This window comes from Rhodococcus sp. WB9 (genome assembly GCF_007558985.1).
Taxonomy (GTDB): domain Bacteria; phylum Actinomycetota; class Actinomycetes; order Mycobacteriales; family Mycobacteriaceae; genus Rhodococcus_F; species Rhodococcus_F opacus.
On record NZ_CP041769.1, the window covers coordinates 1,595,315 to 1,618,258 of the forward strand.

General features: G+C 69.5%; 23 protein-coding genes. 13 read left to right on the plus strand and 10 right to left on the minus strand.

Features of this window, described 5'->3' with window-relative positions:
- Nucleotides 1–57: 57 nt before the first annotated feature.
- The 3 genes from FND50_RS07655 to FND50_RS07665 all read right to left on the minus strand — a co-directional run bounded on the left by FND50_RS07655 (nucleotide 58) and on the right by FND50_RS07665 (nucleotide 2,973).
- On the minus strand, nucleotides 58–1,173 hold the full coding sequence (locus FND50_RS07655) for a VWA domain-containing protein (protein ID WP_186301251.1): 1,116 nt from the start codon (nucleotides 1,171–1,173) through the stop codon (nucleotides 58–60).
- Nucleotides 1,174–1,178: 5 nt separating this feature from the next.
- On the minus strand, nucleotides 1,179–2,072 hold the full coding sequence (locus FND50_RS07660; RefSeq protein WP_144285330.1) for a MoxR family ATPase: 894 nt from the start codon (nucleotides 2,070–2,072) through the stop codon (nucleotides 1,179–1,181).
- Between the two features lie 61 nt (nucleotides 2,073–2,133).
- The gene (locus FND50_RS07665; RefSeq protein WP_144285331.1) at nucleotides 2,134–2,973 is read right to left on the minus strand and encodes an SDR family oxidoreductase; all 840 of its coding nucleotides are present in this window, start codon (nucleotides 2,971–2,973) and stop codon (nucleotides 2,134–2,136) included.
- 70 nt (nucleotides 2,974–3,043) lie between these two features.
- Between FND50_RS07665 and FND50_RS07670 the strand changes: the two genes are divergently transcribed.
- Together FND50_RS07670 and FND50_RS07675 are read left to right on the plus strand one after the other, a co-directional pair.
- A complete protein-coding gene (locus tag FND50_RS07670) occupies nucleotides 3,044–3,850 on the plus strand; it encodes an RNA methyltransferase (RefSeq protein ID WP_144285332.1) in 807 nt (268 codons plus the stop codon).
- A gap of 2 nt (nucleotides 3,851–3,852) precedes the next feature.
- Nucleotides 3,853–4,143, plus strand: coding sequence for a DUF2537 domain-containing protein (locus FND50_RS07675; protein ID WP_144288998.1), 291 nt, complete (start codon nucleotides 3,853–3,855; stop codon nucleotides 4,141–4,143).
- Nucleotides 4,144–4,158: 15 nt separating this feature from the next.
- Here FND50_RS07675 and FND50_RS07680 read toward each other — a convergent pair whose 3' ends face one another.
- The 3 genes from FND50_RS07680 to FND50_RS07690 form a co-directional block, all read right to left on the minus strand.
- Nucleotides 4,159–4,929 carry a DUF6928 family protein gene (locus FND50_RS07680; RefSeq protein WP_144285333.1) on the minus strand — a complete coding sequence of 257 codons (771 nt, stop codon included), beginning with the start codon at nucleotides 4,927–4,929 and terminating at the stop codon, nucleotides 4,159–4,161.
- Between the two features lie 72 nt (nucleotides 4,930–5,001).
- Nucleotides 5,002–5,859: a septation protein SepH gene (sepH, locus tag FND50_RS07685; RefSeq protein ID WP_061043507.1), complete on the minus strand. Its 858-nt coding sequence runs from the start codon at nucleotides 5,857–5,859 to the stop codon at nucleotides 5,002–5,004.
- A gap of 117 nt (nucleotides 5,860–5,976) precedes the next feature.
- Complete coding sequence (locus FND50_RS07690) at nucleotides 5,977–6,723, minus strand: GntR family transcriptional regulator (RefSeq protein ID WP_144288999.1); 747 nt, start codon at nucleotides 6,721–6,723, stop codon at nucleotides 5,977–5,979.
- A 176-nt stretch (nucleotides 6,724–6,899) separates the two neighbouring features.
- Here FND50_RS07690 and FND50_RS07695 point away from each other — a divergent pair, with 176 nt between their 5' ends.
- The 6 genes from FND50_RS07695 to FND50_RS07720 are packed head-to-tail and all read left to right on the plus strand — an operon-like array spanning nucleotide 6,900 to nucleotide 12,986.
- Entirely contained in the window at nucleotides 6,900–7,916 is a 1,017-nt protein-coding gene (locus tag FND50_RS07695; RefSeq protein ID WP_144285334.1) for a BMP family protein, read from the plus strand.
- Between the two features lies 1 nt (nucleotide 7,917).
- Complete coding sequence (locus FND50_RS07700) at nucleotides 7,918–9,465, plus strand: ABC transporter ATP-binding protein (protein ID WP_144285335.1); 1,548 nt, start codon at nucleotides 7,918–7,920, stop codon at nucleotides 9,463–9,465.
- On the plus strand, nucleotides 9,462–10,580 hold the full coding sequence (locus FND50_RS07705; RefSeq protein ID WP_144285336.1) for an ABC transporter permease: 1,119 nt from the start codon (nucleotides 9,462–9,464) through the stop codon (nucleotides 10,578–10,580). Before FND50_RS07700 ends, FND50_RS07705 begins: the two co-directional genes overlap by 4 nt.
- Nucleotides 10,577–11,500, plus strand: a complete 924-nt coding sequence (locus tag FND50_RS07710) for an ABC transporter permease (protein WP_144285337.1) — start codon at nucleotides 10,577–10,579, stop codon at nucleotides 11,498–11,500. The genes FND50_RS07705 and FND50_RS07710 overlap by 4 nt, the downstream gene beginning before the upstream one ends.
- A 23-nt stretch (nucleotides 11,501–11,523) precedes the next feature.
- Nucleotides 11,524–12,504, plus strand: a complete 981-nt coding sequence (locus FND50_RS07715; protein WP_064080925.1) for an ornithine cyclodeaminase family protein — start codon at nucleotides 11,524–11,526, stop codon at nucleotides 12,502–12,504.
- Complete coding sequence (locus tag FND50_RS07720) at nucleotides 12,501–12,986, plus strand: nucleoside deaminase (protein WP_144285338.1); 486 nt, start codon at nucleotides 12,501–12,503, stop codon at nucleotides 12,984–12,986. The genes FND50_RS07715 and FND50_RS07720 overlap by 4 nt, the downstream gene beginning before the upstream one ends.
- Nucleotides 12,987–13,050: 64 nt before the next feature.
- Here the strand turns inward: FND50_RS07720 and serC are convergent, their stop codons facing one another.
- Together serC and FND50_RS07730 are read right to left on the minus strand one after the other, a co-directional pair.
- A complete protein-coding gene (gene serC, locus FND50_RS07725) occupies nucleotides 13,051–14,172 on the minus strand; it encodes a phosphoserine transaminase (protein WP_007298216.1) in 1,122 nt (373 codons plus the stop codon).
- Between the two features lie 41 nt (nucleotides 14,173–14,213).
- A complete protein-coding gene (locus FND50_RS07730) occupies nucleotides 14,214–15,344 on the minus strand; it encodes a citrate synthase 2 (RefSeq protein WP_144285339.1) in 1,131 nt (376 codons plus the stop codon).
- A 270-nt stretch (nucleotides 15,345–15,614) separates the two neighbouring features.
- On the opposite strand from FND50_RS07730, the gene pdxH reads away from it, so the two are divergent.
- The 5 genes from pdxH to FND50_RS07755 all read left to right on the plus strand — a co-directional run bounded on the left by pdxH (nucleotide 15,615) and on the right by FND50_RS07755 (nucleotide 20,761).
- The gene (pdxH, locus tag FND50_RS07735; protein WP_037234511.1) at nucleotides 15,615–16,286 is read left to right on the plus strand and encodes a pyridoxamine 5'-phosphate oxidase; all 672 of its coding nucleotides are present in this window, start codon (nucleotides 15,615–15,617) and stop codon (nucleotides 16,284–16,286) included.
- A gap of 42 nt (nucleotides 16,287–16,328) precedes the next feature.
- Nucleotides 16,329–17,615: an MFS transporter gene (locus tag FND50_RS07740; protein ID WP_144285340.1), complete on the plus strand. Its 1,287-nt coding sequence runs from the start codon at nucleotides 16,329–16,331 to the stop codon at nucleotides 17,613–17,615.
- Between the two features lie 52 nt (nucleotides 17,616–17,667).
- A complete protein-coding gene (locus FND50_RS07745; RefSeq protein ID WP_144285341.1) occupies nucleotides 17,668–18,627 on the plus strand; it encodes an aldose 1-epimerase family protein in 960 nt (319 codons plus the stop codon).
- A gap of 428 nt (nucleotides 18,628–19,055) precedes the next feature.
- Nucleotides 19,056–20,351 (plus strand): citrate synthase, encoded by a 1,296-nt coding sequence (locus FND50_RS07750; protein ID WP_005263314.1) that lies wholly within the window; start codon nucleotides 19,056–19,058, stop codon nucleotides 20,349–20,351.
- Between the two features lie 47 nt (nucleotides 20,352–20,398).
- A complete protein-coding gene (locus FND50_RS07755; RefSeq protein WP_005244090.1) occupies nucleotides 20,399–20,761 on the plus strand; it encodes an FKBP-type peptidyl-prolyl cis-trans isomerase in 363 nt (120 codons plus the stop codon).
- Nucleotides 20,762–20,791: 30 nt separating this feature from the next.
- Here the strand turns inward: FND50_RS07755 and FND50_RS07760 are convergent, their stop codons facing one another.
- Nucleotides 20,792–22,156, minus strand: coding sequence for a HAMP domain-containing sensor histidine kinase (locus FND50_RS07760; protein WP_144285342.1), 1,365 nt, complete (start codon nucleotides 22,154–22,156; stop codon nucleotides 20,792–20,794).
- Nucleotides 22,153–22,869 (minus strand): response regulator transcription factor, encoded by a 717-nt coding sequence (locus FND50_RS07765; RefSeq protein ID WP_144285343.1) that lies wholly within the window; start codon nucleotides 22,867–22,869, stop codon nucleotides 22,153–22,155. The genes FND50_RS07760 and FND50_RS07765 overlap by 4 nt, the downstream gene beginning before the upstream one ends.
- Between the last annotated feature and the right edge of the window lie 75 nt (nucleotides 22,870–22,944).

A 22,944-nucleotide genomic window follows, 5' to 3' on the forward strand; every position in this document is an offset into this window, starting at 1 on the left:
CTCTGCGCCGACGGAGCGCGACCAACACCCGAAATCGTGGAACCGGTTCCGGATCGGTCACGTTCGGCGCGCGACCTCGAGCAGTTCCTGCAATGTCGCGAGACTGTGGCCGGCGAGCAGACGATCGACGTACGGCAGCGCCGCCGCGATCCCGGACTGCACCGGCTCGTACCCGTCCGCGCCTGCGTGCGGATTCACCCACAGCACGGTGCGGGCGAGCCGGCGCAGCTGAGCCATCTGCTCCGCGAGCAGGGTCGGGTCACCGCGCTCCCAGCCGTCGGAGAAGATCACCACGACGGCGCCGCGCGCCACGCCCCGCCTGCCCCAGCGGTCCAGGAACGCGCGCAGCGTCTCGCCGAGACGGGTGCCGCCCGCCCAGTCGGGCACGGCCCGGCCCGCGGCGGCGAGCGCCACTTCCGGGTCGCGGACCCGCAGCGCCCGCGAGAGCCGCGTCAGCCGAGTGCCCAGCGAGAACACCTCGGTTCCTGCGGGGTTGCCGCGGGCGACGACGTGCGCGAAGCGCAGCAGCGCATCGGCGTACGGGCTCATCGATCCGGACACGTCGATCAGCAGCACCATCCGGCGTGGCCGGGTTGCCTTGCGGTGGTGGCTCGGCCGCACAGGTTCGCCGCCCGCCGCGAGCATGCCCCGCACGGTGCGCCGCGGGTCCACGGTGCCCCGGCGGGCCGGGCGCATCCGGATGGCCGGGCGGGTCGGGGGCCGCGGGCGCAGGGCGGCGATCAGCTCGGCGAGGTGCGCGCGCTCGGCGGCGGTGAGGTCGGCGATGTCGCGGTGGCGCAACACCTCGGTGTCGTCCGCGGCGACCCGCAGATGCGGCGCGTCGCCACCGGTGTCGCCGCCCTCCGTCGTGGTCAGAGCCGCGGTATTGGCGAGGCGAGGCTGCTCCCCGGACCGCGGCGTGCGAGCCGGGACGGTACCGCCGAACCAGGCCGAGAACGCCGAGTCGTACCGCGGGATGTCGTCGGGACCGCGGCACAGCGTCGCGCGACCCGCCCAGTACACCTGGCTCGGATCGCCCACATCCACCTGGCGGAGGGCTCGCGTGAACGCGGCGACGGCGTCCGACGCGACCGACAGTCCCGCCGCCGCGAGGGCGTGCGCGAACCCGGCGATGCCCACCAGCGGGTCGCCGCTGTCCGGGGTCGTGGACACGCCTCTCACCCCGCCAGGAGCCGGTCCAGTCCAACCCGGGCCACCCGTTCGAGGTCCTCGCGGTACTTGAGGACCGCGCCGAGCGTCGCGGCGGCGGTCTCCGCGTCCAGCACGTCCCGATCGAGTTCCCGCAGTGCGCGCGCCCAGTCCAGCGACTCGGCCACCCCCGGCGGCTTGAGCAGTTCCATCTCGCGCAGGGAGTGGACGGCCCGGGCGACCTGGCCGGCGAGTTCGGCCCCGATGCCGGGGATGCGGCGGCGCAGGATCGCGACCTCCCGCGCCAGATCGGGGTGTTCGAGCCAGTGGTAGAGGCAGCGGCGTTTGAGGGCGTCGTGCACCTCGCGGGTGCGGTTGGAGGTGAGCACCACCAGCGGTGGTGTCGCCGCCCGCACCTCGCCCAGTTCGGGGATGGTGACGGCATTCTCGTCGAGCACCTGCAGCAGGAATGCCTCGAACTCGTCGTCGGCGCGGTCGATCTCGTCGACGAGCAGCACGCACGGCGCTTCGGTGAGGGCCCGCAGCAAGGGGCGCGCCAGCAGGAACCGCTCGGTGTACAGCGAGCGTTCGACCGTGTCGGCCTCGAGCGTGCCGTCGCTCGCCGCCTCCAGCGTCCGCAGGTGCAGCAACTGCCGCGGGAAGTCCCAGTCGTAGAGCGCCTGCGCGGCGTCGATGCCCTCATGGCATTGCAGGCGGATCAGCGGCAGACCGAACGCCTCCGACAACGCGGCCGCGAGCGACGTCTTGCCGGTGCCGGGTTCGCCCTCGCAAAAGAGCGGACGCCCCATACGGATGGCGAGGAACGCGGCCATCGCGACGCCGTCGTCGGCGAGGTAGCCGGTGGCGTCGAGCGCCCGCGCCAGTTCCTCTGGCGAACCGATCGTCGGCGTGGAATCACTCACGCCCGCGAGCCTAGGTGAGTGCCGGCCCCCGGATACGCGACTCGGACAACCCCGTCGGCGGTCAACCGTCCGGCTCCACCCTGCCGCGGTCCTCGCTCAACCGCCGGAACATCGCGGTGGCGCCGAACCTCGCGGCCGCCCGTTCGACCAGTCCCGGCGCGATCTGTGACAGGGCGAGCAGCGGGCGGATCGGCGCTCCGCTCTCGACGATCTCGGGCCGGTCACGCCGAATCGCCCGGATCACGGCGGCGGCGACCTTGTCGGTGCTGGTCTCGCCCGTGATCCGGCCGGCCCTGATTCCGCGTTCCGTCATCCGCTGGTACATGCCGTCGCCGGCGATGAAGCCGGGGCACACGACGGAGAAACCGACGGGCGAGCCTGCGTACTCCGCGCGCAGCGACTGGGTGAGACCGATCAATCCGGCCTTCGTCGCGGCGTACGGCGCGCAGTACGCCGGACCGATCTTCGCGGCCAGCGACGAGATGAACACCACGTGACCGCGACCGCGGCCCAGCATCCCGGGCACCACTCGGCGCGTGAGAAGTAGTGGCGCGGTGAGATTCACGTCGACCATGGCGGTGAGCTCGCCGGGGTCGAGTCGGGTGAAGGCCGAGACGTTCTCCACGCCGGCGTTGTTCACCAGCAGGTCGACGGGGCCGACCGCCGCCTCGGCGCGGTCGATCAGCGAATCGAGCTGACCGAGCCGGTCCAGGTTCGCGGGCACGGCCTCGGCACGCACACCCAGCGCACGCAGATCTCCGACGATGTCCGCGAGTCGGTCCGCACGGCGGCCGGATACCGCGACGGCGACGCCCTCCCTCGCGAGGGCCCGGGCGACGACGCGGCCGAGACCGCCGGAGGCGCCGGTCACCAGAGCCGTGCGTCCCTGCAGTTGCTTCATTCCTCCGAGCTTTCGCGCTCGGTGGAGGGGAGTCAACGCTGTGACGCCCCGCATACGGCACGATGGACCGGTGGTTCACGTCATCGACATAACAGATCCGGCCGACACCAGGCTGGACGACTTCCGCGATCTCAACTCCTCGGACCGCCGTCCCGACCTCCCCGAGGGCAAGGGTCTGGTGATCGCGGAAGGCGTGCTGGTGGCGCAGCGCCTGCTCACGTCCCGGTTCGACCCGATCGCGCTGCTCGGCGTCGATCGGCGGCTGGAGGAACTCACGGACGACCTCGCGGGCGTGGACGTGCCGTTCTATCGGACGACGACGGATGTCATGGCTGAGGTCGTCGGGTTCCACCTCAACCGGGGTGTGCTCGCGGCGGCGCGCCGCCCCGCGCCGCTCGAACTGCCGGACGTGCTCGAGCACGCCCGGACGGTCGCGGTGCTCGAGGGCGTCAACGATCACGAGAACCTGGGCTCGATGTTCCGTAACGCGGCAGGGCTCGGCGTCGACGCCGTGGTGTTCGGCAAGGGCTGCGCCGACCCGCTGTACCGCCGGTCGGTCCGGGTGTCGATGGGGCACGTTCTCCGGGTTCCGTTCGCGCACGTGACGAAGTGGCCGCACGACCTGGACGCGTTGCGGGAGCGGGGTTTCCAGCTGATCTCGTTGACCCCGAACCCCGAGGCGGTAACGTTGGCCGAGGCGATGACGGGGGAGAAGGTGGCGTTGCTGCTCGGAGCGGAAGGTCCCGGCCTCACCGAACACGCCATGCGGGCCACGGACATTCGTGCCCGCATTCCGATGGCCCCCGGCACGGACTCGCTCAATGTCGCGACGGCGGCGGCGATGGCGTTCTACGAGCGCGTCCGCACGGGCCGGTGACAATGCTGCACCCTCATTCCCCGTGTCCGCCGCCGACGGGAACACCGTGGTGCACCGGTCTCCTCGTGGCGGGCTTCGCCGCGGTCGTGGTGGCGGTCGCGGTCATGGCCTTCGGCTCGCAGCTCGCGCGGATCAACCCCGCCCTGGCGGTGTTCCTCGAACTCGTCGTGGTGGCCGGGGTCGCACCTTCGGTGTGGCGACTACGCCGGGCGCCGGTCTGGCGGTGGCTGGTGTACGGGGCCGCGGCCGGGGTTGTCGCCGGTTGGACGGCGCTGCTCGTCGGCGCCGCCTGACTCCGGCCGGAGTCGTCAGAAACCGAAGTATCGGCGGAGGAGTCCGCCCTTGCGAGCCGGCGGCGGAGCGGGTGCCGGCACCGGGCCGGGGGCGGGAGCGGGTTGTTTCGCCTCGGCGGCAGGCTCGACCTCGGGACTCTGGCCGGGCGGGTGCACGGTGAAACCGAGCACGGTGAGCGTCTTCGGGTCGATCTCGGTGCCCTCGGGGGCGCCCGTGTACCGGAAGCCCAGCCATTCCCGGTTGGCGCCCTCGGCGAACTGCTGCGGGTGGAACGGCAGCGACTGCGGGTCGGGCAGGACGCCCGCCGGGTGTTTCAGCGGAAAGTCGCCCGCCCAGAACGGCCTCTCCCACACCAGGGGGATGCCGAGGTCCTCGTGGATGTGGACCGGTGTCGCGCTGAACGACCGCGTCAGGTGCCCGTCCTCCCACATCGCGAACGAGCCCCACGCGATGTCGGGCTTGGACGCCACGTAGTACGTCTTCGCGAATTCTGTGGGCCGGATGCGTGTTTCGGGCAGAGTCGACGGTCGGGGGACGGCCAGGTCGGGCCCGCACACGACGGTGACACCGGGGTAGGAACCGATGTGCACGGTCCCGGCGGCATCGAGCCGCGCGGCCTCCACCAGCGGAACCGGACCGGTGGGGGTGGCCACCAGATCGGGATAGAGGCGGGAGGCGAGCTGCTGCGCCGCGCCCGGATCAGGATCCGGGCGGCCGCGCAGCACAGCCGCAGGGTCGGGGACGTCGACGTACCAGATCGTTGATACCTTGGCCCCCACGGTCATCCCTCTCTTTCGGTGTCTTCCTGAAAGAGTACGACCCCGACCGTGTTTCCGGCCTGCTCACCGCGCAGACGGTCAGCGTCCGCTGCTGCGGACACCGAGCAGGACGTCGTCCCAGGACGGGAGGGCGGGTTTGCCACGCTTGTCCTTGTTGTTCGTCTGGTGCGGGGCGATCTTGGGTGCGGCGGGTTCCTCGGACGGGGCGGGCTCGTCCGAGGGCTCCTCGGTGACGTCGGCCTCGATGATCACCTCGGGCTCGATCGTCGGCACCTCCACCTCGGTGGGGAACTCGGCGAGTTCGAGCTGCTCCGGCTCGTCGGACGCCACCGGCGCCAATCCGCGGAGCGGACGGCCGAAGTCGGGATCGATCAGGTCGAACGCGGTGTCGTCGAGCGCGACGATGGTGCCACCGTGCGCGTCCGGCTGGTACCGCCAGTGCGCCGCGTTGGTGGTCCGACCGGCCTGCCACTGCAGCTGGGCGACCCAGTGATTGTCCTCGTCGCGCCACGCGTCCCACGTGGCGTCGTCGATGTTGTGTCCCCGAGCGCGGAACGCCTGCGTGACGATCTCGGCGAGAGTGGGAACGGCGGGGCCGTTGTCGCGGACCGGGTGTCCGCCCTGCGCCATCTCGGCCGCACGGGAACGTTCGAGCAGGACCGGATAGGCGAACCGCTCCACCTTCGCCAGGGGGATACCGGCCTCGTCGGCCACCTGTTCGACGGAGGCGCCGGCACGGATGCGGGCCTGGATTTCGCGGGGCCTGAGCTGACTGTCCATTTCGATCTCAATCTGGCCGAGTCGAGCGATGTCCCCGCGGGATGCGGCGCGGAGTTTGTCATCGGCGGGAAGCCGGAATTTTTCGCCGGTACTGGCATCTGCGCACACGACGTGCGATCCATCTGGCTCGAGACCGATCACTCGAAGCTCTCGCACGTTGACCTCCTTATCGCGCCGGCTCGCGACTTTGCACCTGGGCAACTGTAATTCATTCGTGACAGCCCGCGCGGCAGGACACGCGCGGGTAAATCCCGTCCCGGCGTGGCGTGCGCGCTAGGCTTCGTCGTTTCGTGATCGGTCCTTCCTTCGGGGTGTGCGCTGCCTCGTGCGGGTGGCCTCGACCGGGTCGATCGCCGGCACAGACCAGTGTTCGGCCAGCTCGAGGCTGGGTTCGCGGCCCGAGGCGACGTGCCGGTACGCGATGTCCGCGGCGCGGTCGGCGTCGCCCGCCGCGATCGCGTCGTACAACTCGGCGTGCTCGTCACACTGCTGTCCGGGATCGCGTTCCTTGGTGAGGTGGAACAACCACTGCACGCGCGTCGCGAGGGGTTGCAGCATCGACTGCAGCAGGGGACTGCCGGACATCTCCACGATGACGGCGTGGAATGCGGCGTTCGCGGCGGCGATCGCGGGCTTGTCGTCGCGGACGGTGGCCGTACGTGCCGCGGTGAGTTGGTCGCGCAGTGCCGTGAGGTGGGAGTCGTCCGCTCGCTGGGCGGCGAGCCGGGCCGCGAGCACCTCGAGGCTTTCGCGGACGTCGAAGAGGTCACGGACCTCGTCGACGCCGAACGGGGCGACGATCGCTCCGCGTCGCGGGACGATCACGACGAGTCCGTCGGTCTGGAGCTGTTGCAGGGCCTCGCGCAGCGGGATCCGGGACACCTGCAGTTCCGCGGCGAGGTCGCGTTCGATCAGGCGCTGGCCCGGCGCGAGCTGCAGGTTGACGATGCGCCTACGCAGTTCTTCGTACGCGGTCTCGCGCAGCGACTTCGGCGCCGACGCGTCGGTTGCACCGTTCACCCGGTCTCCTGTCGTCGTGGTGGCCACGTCAGCCACCGTAGAACGCACTCCCGCGCCGCCCTCGGGTGGATGCGGGTCCTTACGTCTGCGTAACACGGCGGAAATGCCGCGCCCCCAAGATTCAAATAACGGTATACCGCTAACTGTGGCGGTTCCTGAGTCAAGGAGTCCAGCGCGTGAACACGACCCTCTCCGCCCGAGCCCGAATCCTCGTCCCCGCGCTGTGCGCGGCCGCGACTCTCGCGGCGACCCTGACGGCCTGCGGGTCGTCGGACGCAGGCACCGGCTCCGGCGACACCCTCCGCGTCGGGGTGTTCTTCCCCGGCTCCGTCTCCGACACCGGATTCATGGAATCGGGGTATCTCGGCTACCAGCGTCTCGAGGAAACCCTCGGTGACCGGGTGGAGCTGAGTTACGTCGAGCAGGTCGCCGCCGCCGACTACCAGCAGGCCCTGGTACGGTTCGCGACCGCGAACGACCTCGTCGTCTCGCTCGGCGGCCAGACGGACGCCGACGTCCGCAAGGTCGCACCCCAGTTCCCCGACGTGAAGTTCGTCGAGATCGGCGGACCCGCCGACGCGTCCCCGCTGCCGAATGTCGCCTATTACGACCCGCAGCAGGCGGAGGCCGAGTTCCTCAGTGGAGCGGTCGCGGCGACGGCGTCCGAGACCCCGTCCGTGTCGTTCGTCGGCGGTGTCGAACTGCCCGCCATCGTGAACGCCGCGAAGGCCTTCGGCAACGGCGCCGAGTTCGCGCGGCCCGGCACCCAGGTGCTCACCCCGCAGTACCTGGGCGACTTCAACGACCCGGCCAAGGCGAAGCAGGCCGCGCTCGCCAACTACGGCGCCGGCGCGGGCGCGGTGGGGCAGATCGTGAACCTCGGCAAGTCCGGTCTGGAACAGGCCGCCACACAGTCGGGCGCCCTGATGGTGGGCGGCCCGATTCCCGGCGACTGCTCGAACCCCGCCTACATCGGGTACGTGCACACCGACATCGGTAAGGAAGTGGAGTACGCCGTCCGGTCCACCCTGGACGGGACGTGGAAGGCCGAGAACGTGGCCTTCGGCCTCACGTCACCGAACGGCGGCACCGACTTCCTGCTCTGCGGCGCCGACCCCGCCGTCGCCGACGCACTCGACAAGGCGAAGACCGCCCTGGCCACCGGCGCCGTCGAGCCCTACCGAGCAGGCTGACATGAGCACACCAGCACTCCAACTCACGGGAATCGGGAAGAGCTTCGGCGACGTCCGGGCCCTCCACGGTGTCGACCTGTCGGTGCAACCCGGAACGGTGCACTGCATCCTCGGGGAGAACGGGGCCGGGAAGTCGACGCTCTGCAACGTCGTCTACGGCGGTCTGCGACCGGACACCGGAACGATGACCCTCTCCGGTCGCAGGTACGCGCCCGCTTCGCCCGCGGCTGCGATGGCGGACGGCGTGGCGATGGTGCATCAGCACTTCAGCCTCATCGGCACGATGACCGTGGCCGAGAACCTGCTGCTCACCGGACGGGGGCTGCGACTGCGCCGCGCGGAACTGCGGACCCGCCTCGATCGGCTCGCCGACGACTATCACCTGCGGATCGATTCGGACGCGCTGGTCTCGGCCATGCCGATCGGTGCGCGGCAGAAGGTCGAGATCGTGAAGGCCCTCCTCACCGACCCCTCGTTGATCCTGCTGGACGAGCCGACCGGGGTGCTCGACCCCGGCGAGATCGACGCCCTGATCGAGACGTGCCAGGCCGTCGCGGCGGCGGGCAAGGCGGTAGTCCTCGTCACCCACAAACTCGGCGAGGTGGCCCGCGTCGCGGACGCCGCGACCGTATTGCGGGGAGGCGAGGTGGCAGGCGGGGGCCGCATGTCGGAGTTGACGATCCCCCAGCTGACGACGGCGATGGTCGGAAGACCGGTGTCGGAACTCAGTCCGGTGCTCGCGGCGGGAGTCGGCGCGGAGAGCGATGTCGGCGCGACGCCCGAACGGTGGGCGACCGGCCCCGTCGTCCTCGGGATCCGCGGCGTCCGCGCCACCCGGGCGGACGGCAGCGTCGCCCTGTCCGGCGTGGGGCTCGAAGTGCGGGCCGGTGAGATCGTCGGGATCGCGGGCGTCGAGGGGAACGGGCAGAGCGAACTGGTGGCCGTGCTGTCCGGGGCGAGCCGACCCGAGTCCGGCACGGTCACGCTCGGCGACGCCGACATCACGTCGGCGTCCCCGGCCCAACGCACCCGGCTCGGTCTCGGGGTGGTGCCGGAGGACCGCCACCGAGAGGCGATGGTGGCGGAACTGTCCCTGTCGGAGAACCTCTTCCTCGGCCGCCTGCACCGCTTCCGCAGGATGGGTCTGCTCGACCGCCGCCGGATGGACGCCGCGGCCGGGGACCTGATCGAGCAGTTCTCTGTGCGGACACCCGGGCCGGGAACATCCATGGGTTCGCTGTCGGGCGGCAATCAGCAGAAGGTCGTCCTGGCCCGCGAACTGTCGACGGAGAACCTGCAGTGTCTGGTCGCGGCGCAGCCCACCCGCGGACTCGACGTCGGGGCGGTCGAATTCGTTCTGAACCAACTCCGCGGCTGCGCGTCCGCGGGAAACGGAGTCCTGGTCGTGTCCAGCGAGATCCCCGAACTGCTCGCGCTCTGCGACCGCATCTTCGTCAGCTACCGCGGGGCCCTGCTCGGGCCCGTCGACACGTCGGCGGCCACTGCGGGGCAGCGCATCGGTGAACTGATGACGGGAACGGCGGCATGACTCGACTTCGAATCCGGGTGCACCACCCACTTCCCGTGGCGGTCGCCGCGATCGCGGTCGCGGGACTCGTCGGACTGCTCCTCGCCGCGGCCGCGGGTGCCACCGTGCCCGAGACCGTCGAGGCTCTGTCCGAGGGAATGTTCGGCAGCAGCTACGCGATCGGAGTCTCGCTCAACACAGCCGCGGTGCTGGCTCTCGTCGCGGCCGGGTTCACCGTCGCACACCGGGCCGGACTGGTGAACGTCGGTGGCGAGGGCCAGCTGTGTGCCGGCGGCATCGCCGCGACCGCGGTCGGCACCGCTCTCGGGGAGGACACCCCCGCCCCGATCGCCGTCACCGCGGTACTCCTCGCCGCGGCCGGTGCCGGGTGGTCGTGGGCCGCGATCGCCGCGTACCTGCGGGTCCGCCGGGGCACGAGCGAGATCATCACGACGCTGCTGCTGAACTTCGTCGGCCTCGCGCTGGTGCTGCTGATGGTGCACGAGCCCAGCCTCCTCCGCCAGCCCGTCACGTCGTCGGAGACGCTGCCGCAGTCCGCGCCGCTGATCGAGACCGCGCACCTACCGCTGCTGGGGATCGAACGCTCGCCGGGGACGATCGCGCTGTGGATCGCGCTGGTCGCGGCGCTGATCGTCGGCGTTGTCCTGCGCCGGACGGCGGTCGGCGTCCGGCTGCGCTCCGTCGGCCTGAACCCGGATGCGTCGGCGCGGCTGGGACTGCCGGTCGGAGAGCTGCGATTTCTCAGCCTGTCCTGCGCCGGCGCGTTTTCCGGGCTCGCGGGCGGGATCCTCGTCGCGACGGCACCGTTCGTGCTTGTCGAAGGATTCTCCTCCGGCTATGGGTTCTCCGGGCTGGTCGTCGGACTCCTGGCGCGCGGTTCCATGCTCGCCGTCGGCGCCGTGTCGCTGCTGCTCGGCTTCCTCGTGTCCGGCGGAATCAATCTTCAACTCGCAGCCGGTGTTCCGGCATCGACCGTGTCGATCGTGGAATCGGTCATGATCATCCTGATCGCGGGAGCGGTGCTGTGGACCGCGACCGGCCGGAGATCGAGATCCGCGGCCGCGACGACGGCGAAGACCCACGACGTCCCCGACCTGGCTGGAGCGAAGCAATGATGAACACGGTGTCGGACATCGCCGTCAGCGGCGTGGGATTCGCACTCCCGATCCTGGTGGCCGCGAGCGGGGAACTGGTGAGCGAGCGGGCGGGCGTACTGAACCTCAGCCTCGAGGGCATGATGCTGACCGGGGCATTCGCCAGCGTGCTCGGCGCCGTCACCACCGGATCCGCGGTGGGCGGCCTCACGGCCGGATTGGTGGCCGGGGTGCTGTTCGGACTGCTGCAGGCACTGCTGAGCGTCACGCTGCGCGCCGACCAGATCGTGGTGGGCATCGCGAGCAACGCCCTCGCCCTCGGCGCCACCACCTACGGCGCCCGGCTGCTCCTCGCGGACGGCAAGGGGCAGAATGCCCCGGGTTTCGCGGTCGTCGAGATCCCGCTGCTGCACCGGATCCCGATCCTCGGACCGGCACTCTTCTCGCAGACGGCCCTCGGCTACTTCTGCTTCGCGGTGGTCGGGCTGCTGGCCGTCACCCTGTCCCGCCGGACCCGGGCAGGTCTCGTCGTCGACGCGGTCGGGGAGGACGCGAAGGCGGCAGACTGGAGCGGACTGCCGGTGCGGAAGATCCGTTACCTGTGCGTGCTCGTCGCGGGACTGACGGCGGGACTGGCCGGCGCGCAGCTCGCGCTGTCCGAGGTGCGCTCGTTCAGCGACAACATGACCGCCGGAATCGGGTATCTCGCCGTCGTGGCGGTGATCGCGGGCAGGTGGCGCGCGCTCGGCGTGATCTGGGCGTCCGTGTTCTTCGGGATCGCGCAGGCGCTCCAGTTCGCGTTGCCCGCGCTCGGTGTCAGCGTCCCGTTCGCCCTGCTCGTCATGCTGCCCTACGTGATCGCGATCGTCGCGGTCAGTGGATTCATCCGCAACAGCCGCTCACCCGCAAACCTGACCGTCGCGTTCGCGCGCGCGTCCTGATCGATCTCAGCGAGGAAACTCTTGTGACACTGATCCTTTCCCATTCCGACGTGGCCGGCCTCATCGACCGCGCCGAGGTGTTCGCCGCGGTGGAACGGGCGCACGCCGACCTGGCCGCCGGGACGGCATCCGCACCCGCCCCACCCGCCATGACCCTGCAGTCCGCGGCCTTCGTCCCGATGGTCGCGGCGGCTCAGTCGGCCGGCGCGGCCGCGGTGAAGATGCTGGTCGATCTTCCCGGCAACGCCTCCCGCGGTCTGCCCGTCCAACGCTCGGCCGTACTGGTCGCGTCCGCGGACACCGGTGAGTGCGAGGCCCTGCTCGACGGCCGCCTGATCACTGCCGTGCGCACCGCCGCCGCCAGCGCCGTGGCCACGAAACACCTCGCCCACCGAGGCAGCCGGGTGCTGGGGCTGGTGGGCGCCGGGACCCTCGCCGTCGAACACGCCCGGGCGATCACCCGGGTGTCGGACGTCGAGACGGTGCTGGTGTGGTCGCGCTCGGACGCGACGGTCGAGGAATTCCGCAGCCGAACAGAGGATCTCGGCATCTCGGTCAAGCCGATGGACTCGCCCGAGGCGGTCACCCGGTCTTCCGACGTCCTCTGCACGCTCACGCCGTCGAGGGACCCGATCGTGCGGGGCGCCTGGTTCGGCGAAGGCTTGCACGTCAACGCCGTCGGTGCGCCCCCGCGCGCGGACCACCGGGAGATCGACGGCGAGGGAATGCGACGGGCCCGGGTGGTCGTCGACTCGGTGGCCACCACCATGACCAAATCGGGAGAGACGCTGCTGGCGCTCGCCGAGGGAGCGATCAGCGAGGGCGACGTCGCCGTGGAGTTGGGCGACGTGATCGTGGGCCGCACCGTCGCCCGCACCTCCGATCGGGACATCACGCTGTACAACTCCGTCGGGATCGGCCTCCAGGACCTCGCCGCGGCGCGCATACTGATCGACAGAGCCCGGGAACGGGGCGTCGGAACAGAAGTGGATCTGAGTCGATGAGCCAGAGCGATGTCGACGACGTGGACCTTGCGCACCTGCGGCGAGCCATCGAACTCGCCGACGAGACGGGCGACGCGGGCAACAGACCGTTCGGTGCGGTGGCGGTGGGGGCGGACGGTCATGTGATCAGCGAGGGCGCCAACTCCGTCGCGACGTCCGCCGATGTCACCGAGCACGCGGAACTCGACGCGATCACCACCGCCTGCGGTGAGGGACGCACCGCCGACCTCGTCGGCGCCACCATGTATGCCAGCGGTGAGCCGTGCCCGATGTGCAGTGCGGCGATGGTGTGGGCCGGCATCACGCGGGTTGTCTACGCGGCGTCGTCCGCGGACTTCTCCCGGATTCTCCCGGACGGCCCCCGGTTCACGCTGGGCTGCTCCGACGTACTCGAGTCCGCGAGCGTCGAGATCGAGGTCAGCGGACCGCATCTCGGCGACGAGGCGCTCGCACCATTCCACCGTTTCCTCGACACGGACTGACCCCCGAACGCCGTCAGCCCCCGGCACCGAGGTGCCGAGGGCTGACGGACGTGGGTGCCGGGACTCAGCCGAGCTGCGAGACGACCCAGTCGATGCTCTTCGTGAGCTGCGAGACGTCCTCGGGATCGATCGCCGGGAACATGCCGACACGCAGCTGGTTGCGGCCCAGCTTGCGGTACGGCTCCGTGTCGACGACGCCGTTGGCGCGCAGGATCTTCGCCACCTGAGCCGCGTCGATCTTGTCGTCGAAGTCGATGGTGCCGACCACCTGCGAGCGGTGAGCGGGATCGGTGACGAACGGGGTGGCGTATTCACTGGCCTCGGCCCACTGGTACAGGCGCGAGGACGAATCGGCGGTACGCGAGGTGGCCCAGTCGAGGCCACCCTTGCCGTTCAGCCAGTCGATCTGGTTGGCGAGGAGCAGCAGCGTCGCGACCGCCGGGGTGTTGTACGTCTGGTCCTTGGAGCTGTTGTCCACGGCGATGGGCAGCGACAGGAAGTCGGGGGTCCAGCGACCCGACTCCTTGATCTCCGCGACGCGCTCGAGCGCCTTCGGGCTCATCAGCGCGATCCACAGTCCGCCGTCGGCGGCGAAGCACTTCTGCGGGGCGAAGTAGTACACGTCGGCGTCGGCGACGTTCACCGGCAGGCCGCCGGCGCCGGACGTGGCGTCGATGGCGATGAGCGCATTCTCCGAGCCCGCGGGACGCGAGACGGGAATCGCGACACCGGTGGACGTCTCGTTGTGCGCCCAGCCGATGAGGTCTACGGACGGATCCGAGACCGGCTCGGGAGCACTGCCCGGGTCGGCGGAGACGACGATCGGGTCGCCGATGAACGGATTGTTTTTGGCGACCGACGCGAACTTGGAGCTGAACTCACCGTTCGTGAGGTGCAGCGACTTCTCCCGGATCAGGCCGAACGCGGCCGCATCCCAGAACGCGGTGGTGCCACCGTTGCCGAGCACCACCTCGTAGCCCTCGGGCAGGGAGAACAGATCGGCGAGGCCGGACCGCACGCTGGCGACGACGTCCTTGACAGGCTTCTGGCGGTGGCTGGTGCCGAACACCGAGGAGCCCACCTCGACCAGCGACTGCAGCTGTTCGGGGCGAACCTTGGAGGGTCCGCAGCCGAAACGTCCATCGGCGGGCAGGAGGTCTGCGGGGATGATCGGTGTGGAGGTCATCGCTACTTTCTGTTCCTTACTGGTTCTGACGGGGGAGAGGGTCAGCTGGTGTGGGCGATCTGGTCCCAGCCCTCGACGGATTCGGGGGTGCGGGGTGCGGGTCCGGTGTAGATGGCGGCCGGGCGGACGAGTTTGCCGAGCCGTTTCTGTTCGAGGATGTGGGCGCACCAGCCGGCGGTGCGGCCGCAGGTGAACATCGCGGGCATCATGTGCGCGGGGACCTCGGCGAAGTCGAGGATGACCGCGGCCCAGAATTCGACGTTGGTTTCGATGGCCCGGTCGGGGCGGCGTTCACGCAGTTCGGCGAGGGCGGCCTGCTCGAGGGCGGCGGCCGCCTCGTAGCGGGGGGCGTTCAGGCGTTTCGCGGTGGCGCGCAGCACCCGGGCGCGGGGGTCCTCGGCGCGGTAGACGCGGTGCCCGAAGCCCATCAACTTTTCCTTGCGGTCGAGGATGCCCTTGACCAGGGCGCGGGCGTCGCCGGACTTCTCGGTGTCTTCGATCATCGGCAGGACGCGGGCGGGGGCGCCGCCGTGCAGGGGGCCGGACATCGCGCCGATCGCCCCGGACAGCGAGGCGGCGACGTCGGCGCCGGTGGAGGCGATGACGCGGGCGGTGAAGGTGGAGGCGTTCATGCCGTGTTCGGCGGCGGAGACCCAGTAGGCGTCGATGGCGGCGACGTGGGCGGGGTCGGGGTCGCCCTTCCAGCGGACCATGAACCGTTCGGTGACGGTTGCGGCTTCGTCGATGCGTCTCTGCGGGACGGCGGGCTGGTAGATGCCGCGGGCGGACTGGGCGACGTAGGACAGGGCCATGACGGAGGCGCGGGCGAGTTGTTCGCGGGCGGTGTCGTCGTCGATGTCGAGGAGGGGCTGGTATCCCCAGATGGGGGCGAGCATGGCGAGGCCGGCCTGGACGTCGACGCGGACGTCGCCGGTGTGCACGGGCAGGGGGAACGGTTCGGCCGGGGGTAGTCCGGGGCCGAAGCGGCCGTCGACGAGCAGGGCCCACACGTTGCCGAACGTGACGTGCTTGGAGACGAGTTCTTCGATGTCGACGCCGCGGTAGCGCAGGGCGCCGCCGTCTTTGTCGGGTTCGGCGATGTCGCTGGTGAACGCGACCACGCCTTCCAGTCCGCTGACGAAATCGTCCGGTATTGCCGCGCTAGCTGACATAGCTCGTGGACTCTCCTCGTTCGAGTGCCCCCGGTCAGAGCGGCACTGTCTCGGCGTTCGACAATTGCGCTGGGCGTGCATGCGGGATGGGCAGGCACCCTCGTCCGCGCAATCGACTTCCCTTCCCCGGGCATCGCACGATCGCGGCTGCAATCCGAGGGGACGGGTTCGGTCCCCAAAACTTTAGCCGGTGTCACCGGAGAGTTGATCAGTGCATACCCGGGAGTAGCGTTCTCGGCTGTGTCTCCAGATGCAGAACAGCCGAAACCGGTGAACAAGGACCTCGCGGCCATGCGCGTCGGTTACGCGCACCAGGGCGCTGACGGACGGTACGTCGACTCCGATCTGGACGCCGACCAGCTGAGCGACGGCTGGCTTCCCTTGATGCGCCTGTGGCTCGAGGACGCCGTGGAGGCCGGGGTTCCCGAACCCAACGCGATGACACTCGGAACCGTCGACGAGCACGGACATCCGTGCACCCGCACCGTCCTCTGCAAGGGATTGAGTGCCGACGGTGTGCTGTTCTTCACCAACTACGACTCGGACAAGGGCCGCCAGCTGGAGGCGGTGCCCTACGCGTCGGTGACGTTCACCTGGGTGCCCGTCGCCCGGCAGATCACCGTCCGCGGTCCCGTCGAGCGCGTGAGCGCCGAGGTCACGGATGAGTACTGGCACAGCAGGCCCCGCGGATCCCGGCTGGGGGCGTGGGCGTCCGAACAGTCGAAGCCGATCGGTTCGCGGGCCGAACTGGACGCCGCGCTGCTGCACGCGGCGGAGCGCTTTCCCGTCGACGTCGACATCCCGGTCCGGCCGGACTGGGGCGGAATCCTGATCCGCCCCGCGGTCGTGGAGTTCTGGCAGGGCCGCGCCAACCGGATGCACAACCGCATCCGGACGTCGCTGGTCGACGGCTCGTGGACGGTGGAGCGACTACAGCCGTGACGGCCGGGGAATAGTGAGCATGGGAAACGAGCTAAGGGAAGAATGACCGAGACCGTCACCGAGAGGAAGAAGCGGCGGCTGCTCGCCGACACGGCGCCGCTGCAGAACCGGGACTACCGCCGCCTGTGGGCGGCCGGGATCGTGACGGTGATCGGCGGGCAGCTCAGTGTCGTCGCCGTGCCGCAGCAGGTGTACGAGATCACCCGCAGCTCGGCGTACGTGGGTCTGACCGGCGTGTTCGCGCTGGTACCGCTGATCGTGTTCGGGTTGTGGGGCGGCGCGCTGGCCGACGTCATGGACCGGCGGAAACTGCTGACGATCACCACCGTCGGACTCGGTGTGACGTCGGTGCTGTTCTGGGTGCAGGCGGCGCTGGGACTGGACAACGTGTGGCTGGTACTCGGACTGCTGGGGTTGCAGCAGGCGTTCTTCGCGGTCAATCAGCCCACCCGCAGCGCGATCATCCCGCGGCTCATCCCCGCGGAACAGCTGGCCGCCGCCAACTCGCTCAACATGACGGTCATGCAGTTCGGCGCCATCGCCGGACCGCTGCTTGCCGGTGTGATGATTCCGACGGTCGGGCTGTCGACGCTGTATCTCGTCGATTCGATCGCCCTCCTGGCCACGCTGTGGGCGGTGCTCCGGCTGCCCGCCATCCCGCCGACGGGGGAGTCGCGCCGGGCCGGGCTGCGCGAGGTGTTCGACGGGTTCGCCTACCTCGCGACACAGAAGGTGCTGCTCGCGTCGTTCGTCGTCGACATCATCGCCATGGTGTTCGGCATGCCGCGGGCGTTGTTCCCGCAGATCGCGCACGACACGTTCGGCGACCCGGCGTCGGGCGGTGTGGCGCTCGGACTGCTGTTCGCGGCGATGTCCTTCGGCGCGGTGGCCGGTGGGGTGTTCTCCGGTTGGCTGCCGAGGGTCCGGCGCCAGGGCCTCGCCGTGATCGTGTGCATCGTGCTGTGGGGTCTCGCGATGGTCGGCTTCGGCGTGGTGGTGGGGATCGCGTCACCCGGCGACAGTCCGGTCCTGTTGTGGATTGCTCTCGCGTTCCTCGCATTCGGCGGCGCCGTCGACATGGTCTCTGCCGCGTTCCGCAGCACCATGCTCCAGCAGGTCGCCACGGACGAGATGCGCGGACGACTCCAGGGCGTCTTCATCGTCGTCGTGGCCGGGGGCCCGCGGATCGGTGACGTCGTGCACGGCGCGGCCGCCGCGGCGGTCGGGACGAGCGTGGCGGCCGCGGGCGGTGGCGTCCTCGTCGTCGTCGGTGTGGTGATCGCCGCGCTCGTGTTCCCGGCACTGGTGCGTTACAAGGTCACCCGCTAGGTTCCTGTGCGCCATCACATATCTCGCGCCCATCTCGGGCACACTGAAGTGCATGGGTGAACCGCAGTCTTCGAAGACGGACAGGCCTGCCACGGCCGGATTCGAGATCCGGGGAGGCGGCTACCGGGCCGGCATCGCGGCTACCGGCGCCGGACTACGGCTACTCGAATGGGACGGTCCGGACGGGCCGATGGCGCTCACCGAGACGTGGGACATCGGAACCCGGCCACCATTGTCGGCGGGGTTGATCCTCGCGCCGTGGCCGAACCGGATCCGCGACGGCCAGTTCGTCTTCGACGGCATCGACCATCAACTCGAGATCACGGAGCCGACATTCGGCAATGCCAGTCACGGATTCGTCCGCCGCCGGGACTGGCGTGTCGTGAATCACGCCGACGACCGCATCGAGTTGTCGATCGACGTCGGCCTCCACAAGGGGTGGCCGTACCCGTTGCGGCTCACCGTCGCCTACGTCGTGGACGACGACGGCCTGACCGTGACGCACACCGCCACCAACACGGGAGCCATCCCGGCACCGTTCGGGATGGGCTTCCACTCCTACGTCCGCGCCGGCGACTTCCCGCTCGACGAGTGCACGCTGCGACTGTCCGCCGGCACCCGGCTGCCTCTCGACGAGCGCATGCTGCCGAGTGGGGGTTCGCGGCCCGTGGCAGGCACCGAATACGACTTCACCAGCCCGCGCATGCTGGCGGGCGTCGCGCTCGACACCCCGTTCAGCGCACTGGACGTCGACGCGGACGGCAGGTCGCGGCACGAATTGCGGGCGCCGGACGGCACCGGAACGATCCTGTGGGCGGCTCGTGAGTTCGGCTGGCTGCAGGCGTTCGTCGCGGATCCCGACGCCGGGAAGTCGTATCCGGGACGCGGGCGGGCGCTGGCGCTCGAACCGATGACGTGCCCGCCGGACGCGTTCAACTCCGGGATCGATCAGTTGGTGCTCGCTCCGGGGCAGCGGTGGACGGGTGTGTGGGGCATGTCCGCGGTGGCGTAGCGGTTCAACTTTCGAGCATCGAGTGCCCACTTGGTGAGACGGTGTAACACCGGTCGCGGTCCGGCCGATACGTCGGGCGGGGGTTCGTCTGTCGCGGCTGCGGCGCTTTGTGTCACGCTTTGTCCTTCCCTCACCGCGTCGGGCGTCGCGGTGTGCGTTCTCCGCCGTCTTCGGCATCTGTGCAGGTAACGCGGCCAGTCCAGTCTCGGGTAACTGGCCCTCACCGATTCCACTCCCGTGCCGTGCGGGCAAATCGGACACTCGCCGATCCCGTTCGACGACCCTTCTCAGTGGTCGCCGCGCATCCCGCGGCGGACCCGGATCACGGGCTCTGAGCGGACCCGCCTTCGGCACGCAGGCCAGAGTGGGACTAGTTTCTACCTGAATGAAGTTGTTACTCATTGGTTTGAGCTTGAGAGGGATGCTTCGTGCCTGACAATGACACAAAGCCCACGCTTACCTACCCTGGTGGTGAGCACACGATGTCCATTGCCAGGGCAACCGAGGGCAATGACGGTATCGAACTGGGCAAGCTGCTCGCCAGCACCGGGTACACCACCCTGGACCCGGGTTTCGTCAATACCGCCTCCACCAGCTCCGCGATCACCTACATCGACGGTGAGCACGGGATTCTCCGCTACCGCGGGTACCCGATCGAACAGCTGGCCGAGAAGTCGACTTTCATCGAGGTCAGCTATCTGCTGATCTACGGTGAGCTGCCCACCACGGCGCAGCTCGAGTCGTTCACCGACCGGATCCGGCGCCACACCCTGCTGCACGAGGACCTCAAGAGGTTCTTCGACGGATTCCCGCGGAACGCACACCCGATGCCGGTCCTGTCCAGCGCCGTCAACGCGCTGTCCGCGTACTACCAGGACTCCCTGGACCCGGCCGACCCGGAACAGGTCGAGCTCTCGACCATCCGCCTTCTCGCGAAGCTGCCGACCATCGCGGCCTACGCGTACAAGAAGTCCGTCGGGCAGCCGTTCCTGTACCCGGACAACTCCCTGAACCTGGTCGAGAACTTCCTCCGGATGACGTTCGGCTTCCCCGCGGAGCCCTACGAGATCGATCCCGAGATCGCCAAGGCTCTCGACATGCTGCTGATCCTGCACGCCGACCACGAGCAGAACTGCTCGACGTCGACGGTGCGGCTGGTCGGCTCGTCCGACGCCAACCTGTTCACCTCGATCTCCGGTGGCATCAACGCACTCTGGGGCCCGCTGCACGGCGGCGCCAACCAGGCCGTGCTGGAGATGCTCGACGAGATCAAGGCCAGCGGCAGCAACGCGGACGACTTCGTCCGCAAGGTCAAGAACAAGGAAGACGGTGTGAAGCTCATGGGCTTCGGGCACCGCGTCTACCGCAACTACGACCCGCGCGCGGCGATCGTCAAGAAGACGGCGCACACCATCCTCGAGAAGCTCGGCGGCGACGACGAGCTGCTCGACATCGCGATGGCGCTCGAAGAGGCGGCGCTCACCGACGACTACTTCGTCGAGCGCAAGCTGTACCCGAACGTCGACTTCTACACGGGTCTGATCTACCGCGCGATGGGCTTCCCCACGCGCATGTTCACCGTTCTGTTCGCCATGGGCCGCTTGCCCGGGTGGATTGCACACTGGCGCGAGATGCACGAAGATCCCGCTACGAAGATCGGCCGTCCGCGCCAGATCTACACCGGTTACACCGAGCGTGACTACAAGGACGTCACAGGTCGCTGATCGCGAATACCTGTGCCGAACCATAGAGCCCTCACCGAGGAGGACATATGACCAAGCCCGAGATCGAGTTCCAAGACGGACCCGCCCCGACCGACCTGGTCATCAAGGACGTGGTGGTCGGAGACGGCGCAGAGGCCGTCCCCGGGGGCACCGTCGAGGTGCACTACGTCGGCGTCGAGTTCGAGTCCGGCGAGGAGTTCGACTCCTCCTGGAGCCGCGGCGAGTCCATCCAGTTCCCGCTGCGCGGTCTCATCAAGGGCTGGCAGGACGGCATCCCCGGCATGAAGGTGGGCGGACGTCGTCAGCTCACGATCCCGCCGGAGCTGGCCTACGGTCCCGCCGGCGCCGGACACCAGCTGTCCGGCAAGACGCTGGTCTTCATGATCGACCTGCTGGACGTGAAGGAATAGTCTCCGCGGCACGAAAAGCCCCGCATCACCTCAAGGTGAGGCGGGGCTTTCTGCTCTCCGTGTCTCCGGTCTCGGTGGCTCGTGTGTCGTGTCCGTGTGGAGTTCGACGACGAGCCGTGCGCCGCCGAGCGGACTGACCTCGAAACGTGCGCTGCCGTTGTGCAGTGCCGCCTGCTGCGCGACGAGCGCGAGGCCGAGGCCCGACCCGCTCTTCGTCGCGTTGGACCCGCGGTGGAACCGTTCGAAGACCACGGCCCGTTCGGCCTCGGGCACCCCCGAGCCGTTGTCGTCGACGACGACGGTGGTGATGCCGTCGGCCGCTCTCAGCGTGATCGTCACCGCGGTCGCGCCGCCGTGCCGGACCGCGTTCTTGATGGCGTTGTCCAAAGTGAGGCGCAGTCCACCGGGCATGCCCCGGACCGTCACCGGGGTTGCGTCGACGGTCACCTGCAGCCCCGGATTGTGGCGCATCGCCTCCTCGGCGGCGAGGTCGCTGATGTCGACGAGGTCGCAGTCCACGAAGTCCTTGTCGGTGGACAGTTCGCCGCGGGCGAGGCGCTCGAGGTCGGACAGCGTCGATTCCACCCGGTCCTGTGAGCGGGCGACGTCGCGGAGGATCTCGTGCTGCTGTTCCGGCGTCAGGTCGAGTGTGGTGAGGACCTCGAGGTCGGTGCGCATCGCGGTGAGCGGGGTCCGGAGTTCGTGTGCCGAGACGGCGGCGAAGTCGCGTGCGGTGGCGAGCGCGGCGGTGGTCGCGTCCTGCGCCTCCGCGACGTCGCGCAGCATCGACTCCGCGGCGGAGGCCAGTTCGTCCGCCTCCCGGACACCGGATGTCGTGGGCGTCAGCTTCGGTTCGCGGCGCACGATGCGGCCGGTCAAGTCGACCAGCGGGCGCACGGCACGACCGCCGAACAACCAGCCGAGACCGCTGGCCGCGGCGATGGCGAGCACTCCGACGAGGGCCACCTGACGTTGCTGCTCCGACGTCACGTCCTGGGCTTCGGCGTACGGCACGGCCAGGGAGATCCGGGTGCCGAGGAGCGGCACGGTCGCGGTGTACGCCCGGTACTTCGTGTCACCCACCTCGACGGTCTGCTGGCCTGGGTCGAGTTCGGGCAGCTGGGTGGGGGTACTGACGAGCACGGTGTCGCCGTCGGCCGAACGGATCGTGATGGCGAACGCACCCTTGTCGCCGAGTGCCCCGAGGAACAGTCCGGCGGTCGCGGCGTTGGGAACCAGCACATCCGACGCCGTCTCCAGCCGCCGGTCGAGTTGCGACAGGTTGTTCCGGTTGATCGCCAGCGACACCAGGATGCCGAGCGCCACGACGATGATCGTCGCCCCCAGCGCGGTCGCAGCGGCCACGCGGGTTCGGAGGGAGAACGACCGTTTCACGACGGTTCCCGGAGCACGAATCCGACTCCGCGCACCGTGTGCAGGAGGCGCGGCTGACCACCGACTTCGAACTTGCGACGCAGGTAGCCGACGAACACGTCCACCACGTTGGTGTCGGCGACGAAGTCGTACCCCCACACCAGTTCGAGGAGCCGCTCACGGCTCAGGACGATGCCGACGTTGCGGGCGAGCACCTCGAGGAGTTCGAATTCCCGTTTGGTCAGCGTGATCTCCTCGCCCGCCATGAAGACCCTGCGTGCGGACGTCCGGATCTCCAGCGCACCGACGCGGATCGGTGGGGTCGCGGGTGAGTCGGCGGGCGCGGCGGCCGTCGTTCCGTGCCGCCGCAGCATCGCCCGGATCCGGGCGATCAGTTCGGCGAGGACGAACGGCTTGACCAGGTAGTCGTCGGCGCCCGACTCGAGGCCGGAGATGCGGTCATCGACGGTGTCGCGTGCGCTGAGCACGCAGATCGGGATGTCGTTGTTCATCGCGCGGAGCGCGGTCACGACGCCGGTGCCGTCGATGACCGGCATGTTCATGTCGAGCACCATCGCGTCCGGACGTCGTTCGCTGACCACCCGGAGCGCGTCGGCTCCGTCGACGGCCGTGAGGACGGTGAATCCGGACAGGCGCAGGCCGCGTTCGAGGGACGTCCGCACGTCCTCGTCGTCGTCGACCACGAGGACACTGGCTGAGTCGGTGACGGTCACTCCTGCATTGTGCCGTGGGCGCGACCACTGAGCGTGCGGATGGCAGTTGTGGGAGCGTGTCTCGTCCGTACACTC

Excerpts from the sequence above, each read along its gene's own strand:
- FND50_RS07665 (WP_144285331.1), bottom strand. The coding sequence starts at position 2,973 with ATGAAGCAACTGCAGGGACGCACGGCTCTGGTGACCGGCGCCTCCGGC.
- FND50_RS07675 (WP_144288998.1), top strand. The coding sequence starts at position 3,853 with ATGCTGCACCCTCATTCCCCGTGTCCGCCGCCGACGGGAACACCGTGG.
- FND50_RS07680 (WP_144285333.1), bottom strand. The coding sequence starts at position 4,929 with ATGACCGTGGGGGCCAAGGTATCAACGATCTGGTACGTCGACGTCCCC.
- FND50_RS07700 (WP_144285335.1), top strand. The coding sequence starts at position 7,918 with ATGAGCACACCAGCACTCCAACTCACGGGAATCGGGAAGAGCTTCGGC.
- FND50_RS07705 (WP_144285336.1), top strand. The coding sequence starts at position 9,462 with ATGACTCGACTTCGAATCCGGGTGCACCACCCACTTCCCGTGGCGGTC.
- FND50_RS07710 (WP_144285337.1), top strand. The coding sequence starts at position 10,577 with ATGATGAACACGGTGTCGGACATCGCCGTCAGCGGCGTGGGATTCGCA.
- FND50_RS07720 (WP_144285338.1), top strand. The coding sequence starts at position 12,501 with ATGAGCCAGAGCGATGTCGACGACGTGGACCTTGCGCACCTGCGGCGA.
- serC (WP_007298216.1), bottom strand. The coding sequence starts at position 14,172 with ATGACCTCCACACCGATCATCCCCGCAGACCTCCTGCCCGCCGATGGA.
- FND50_RS07730 (WP_144285339.1), bottom strand. The coding sequence starts at position 15,344 with ATGTCAGCTAGCGCGGCAATACCGGACGATTTCGTCAGCGGACTGGAA.
- FND50_RS07740 (WP_144285340.1), top strand. The coding sequence starts at position 16,329 with ATGACCGAGACCGTCACCGAGAGGAAGAAGCGGCGGCTGCTCGCCGAC.
- FND50_RS07745 (WP_144285341.1), top strand. The coding sequence starts at position 17,668 with ATGGGTGAACCGCAGTCTTCGAAGACGGACAGGCCTGCCACGGCCGGA.
- FND50_RS07755 (WP_005244090.1), top strand. The coding sequence starts at position 20,399 with ATGACCAAGCCCGAGATCGAGTTCCAAGACGGACCCGCCCCGACCGAC.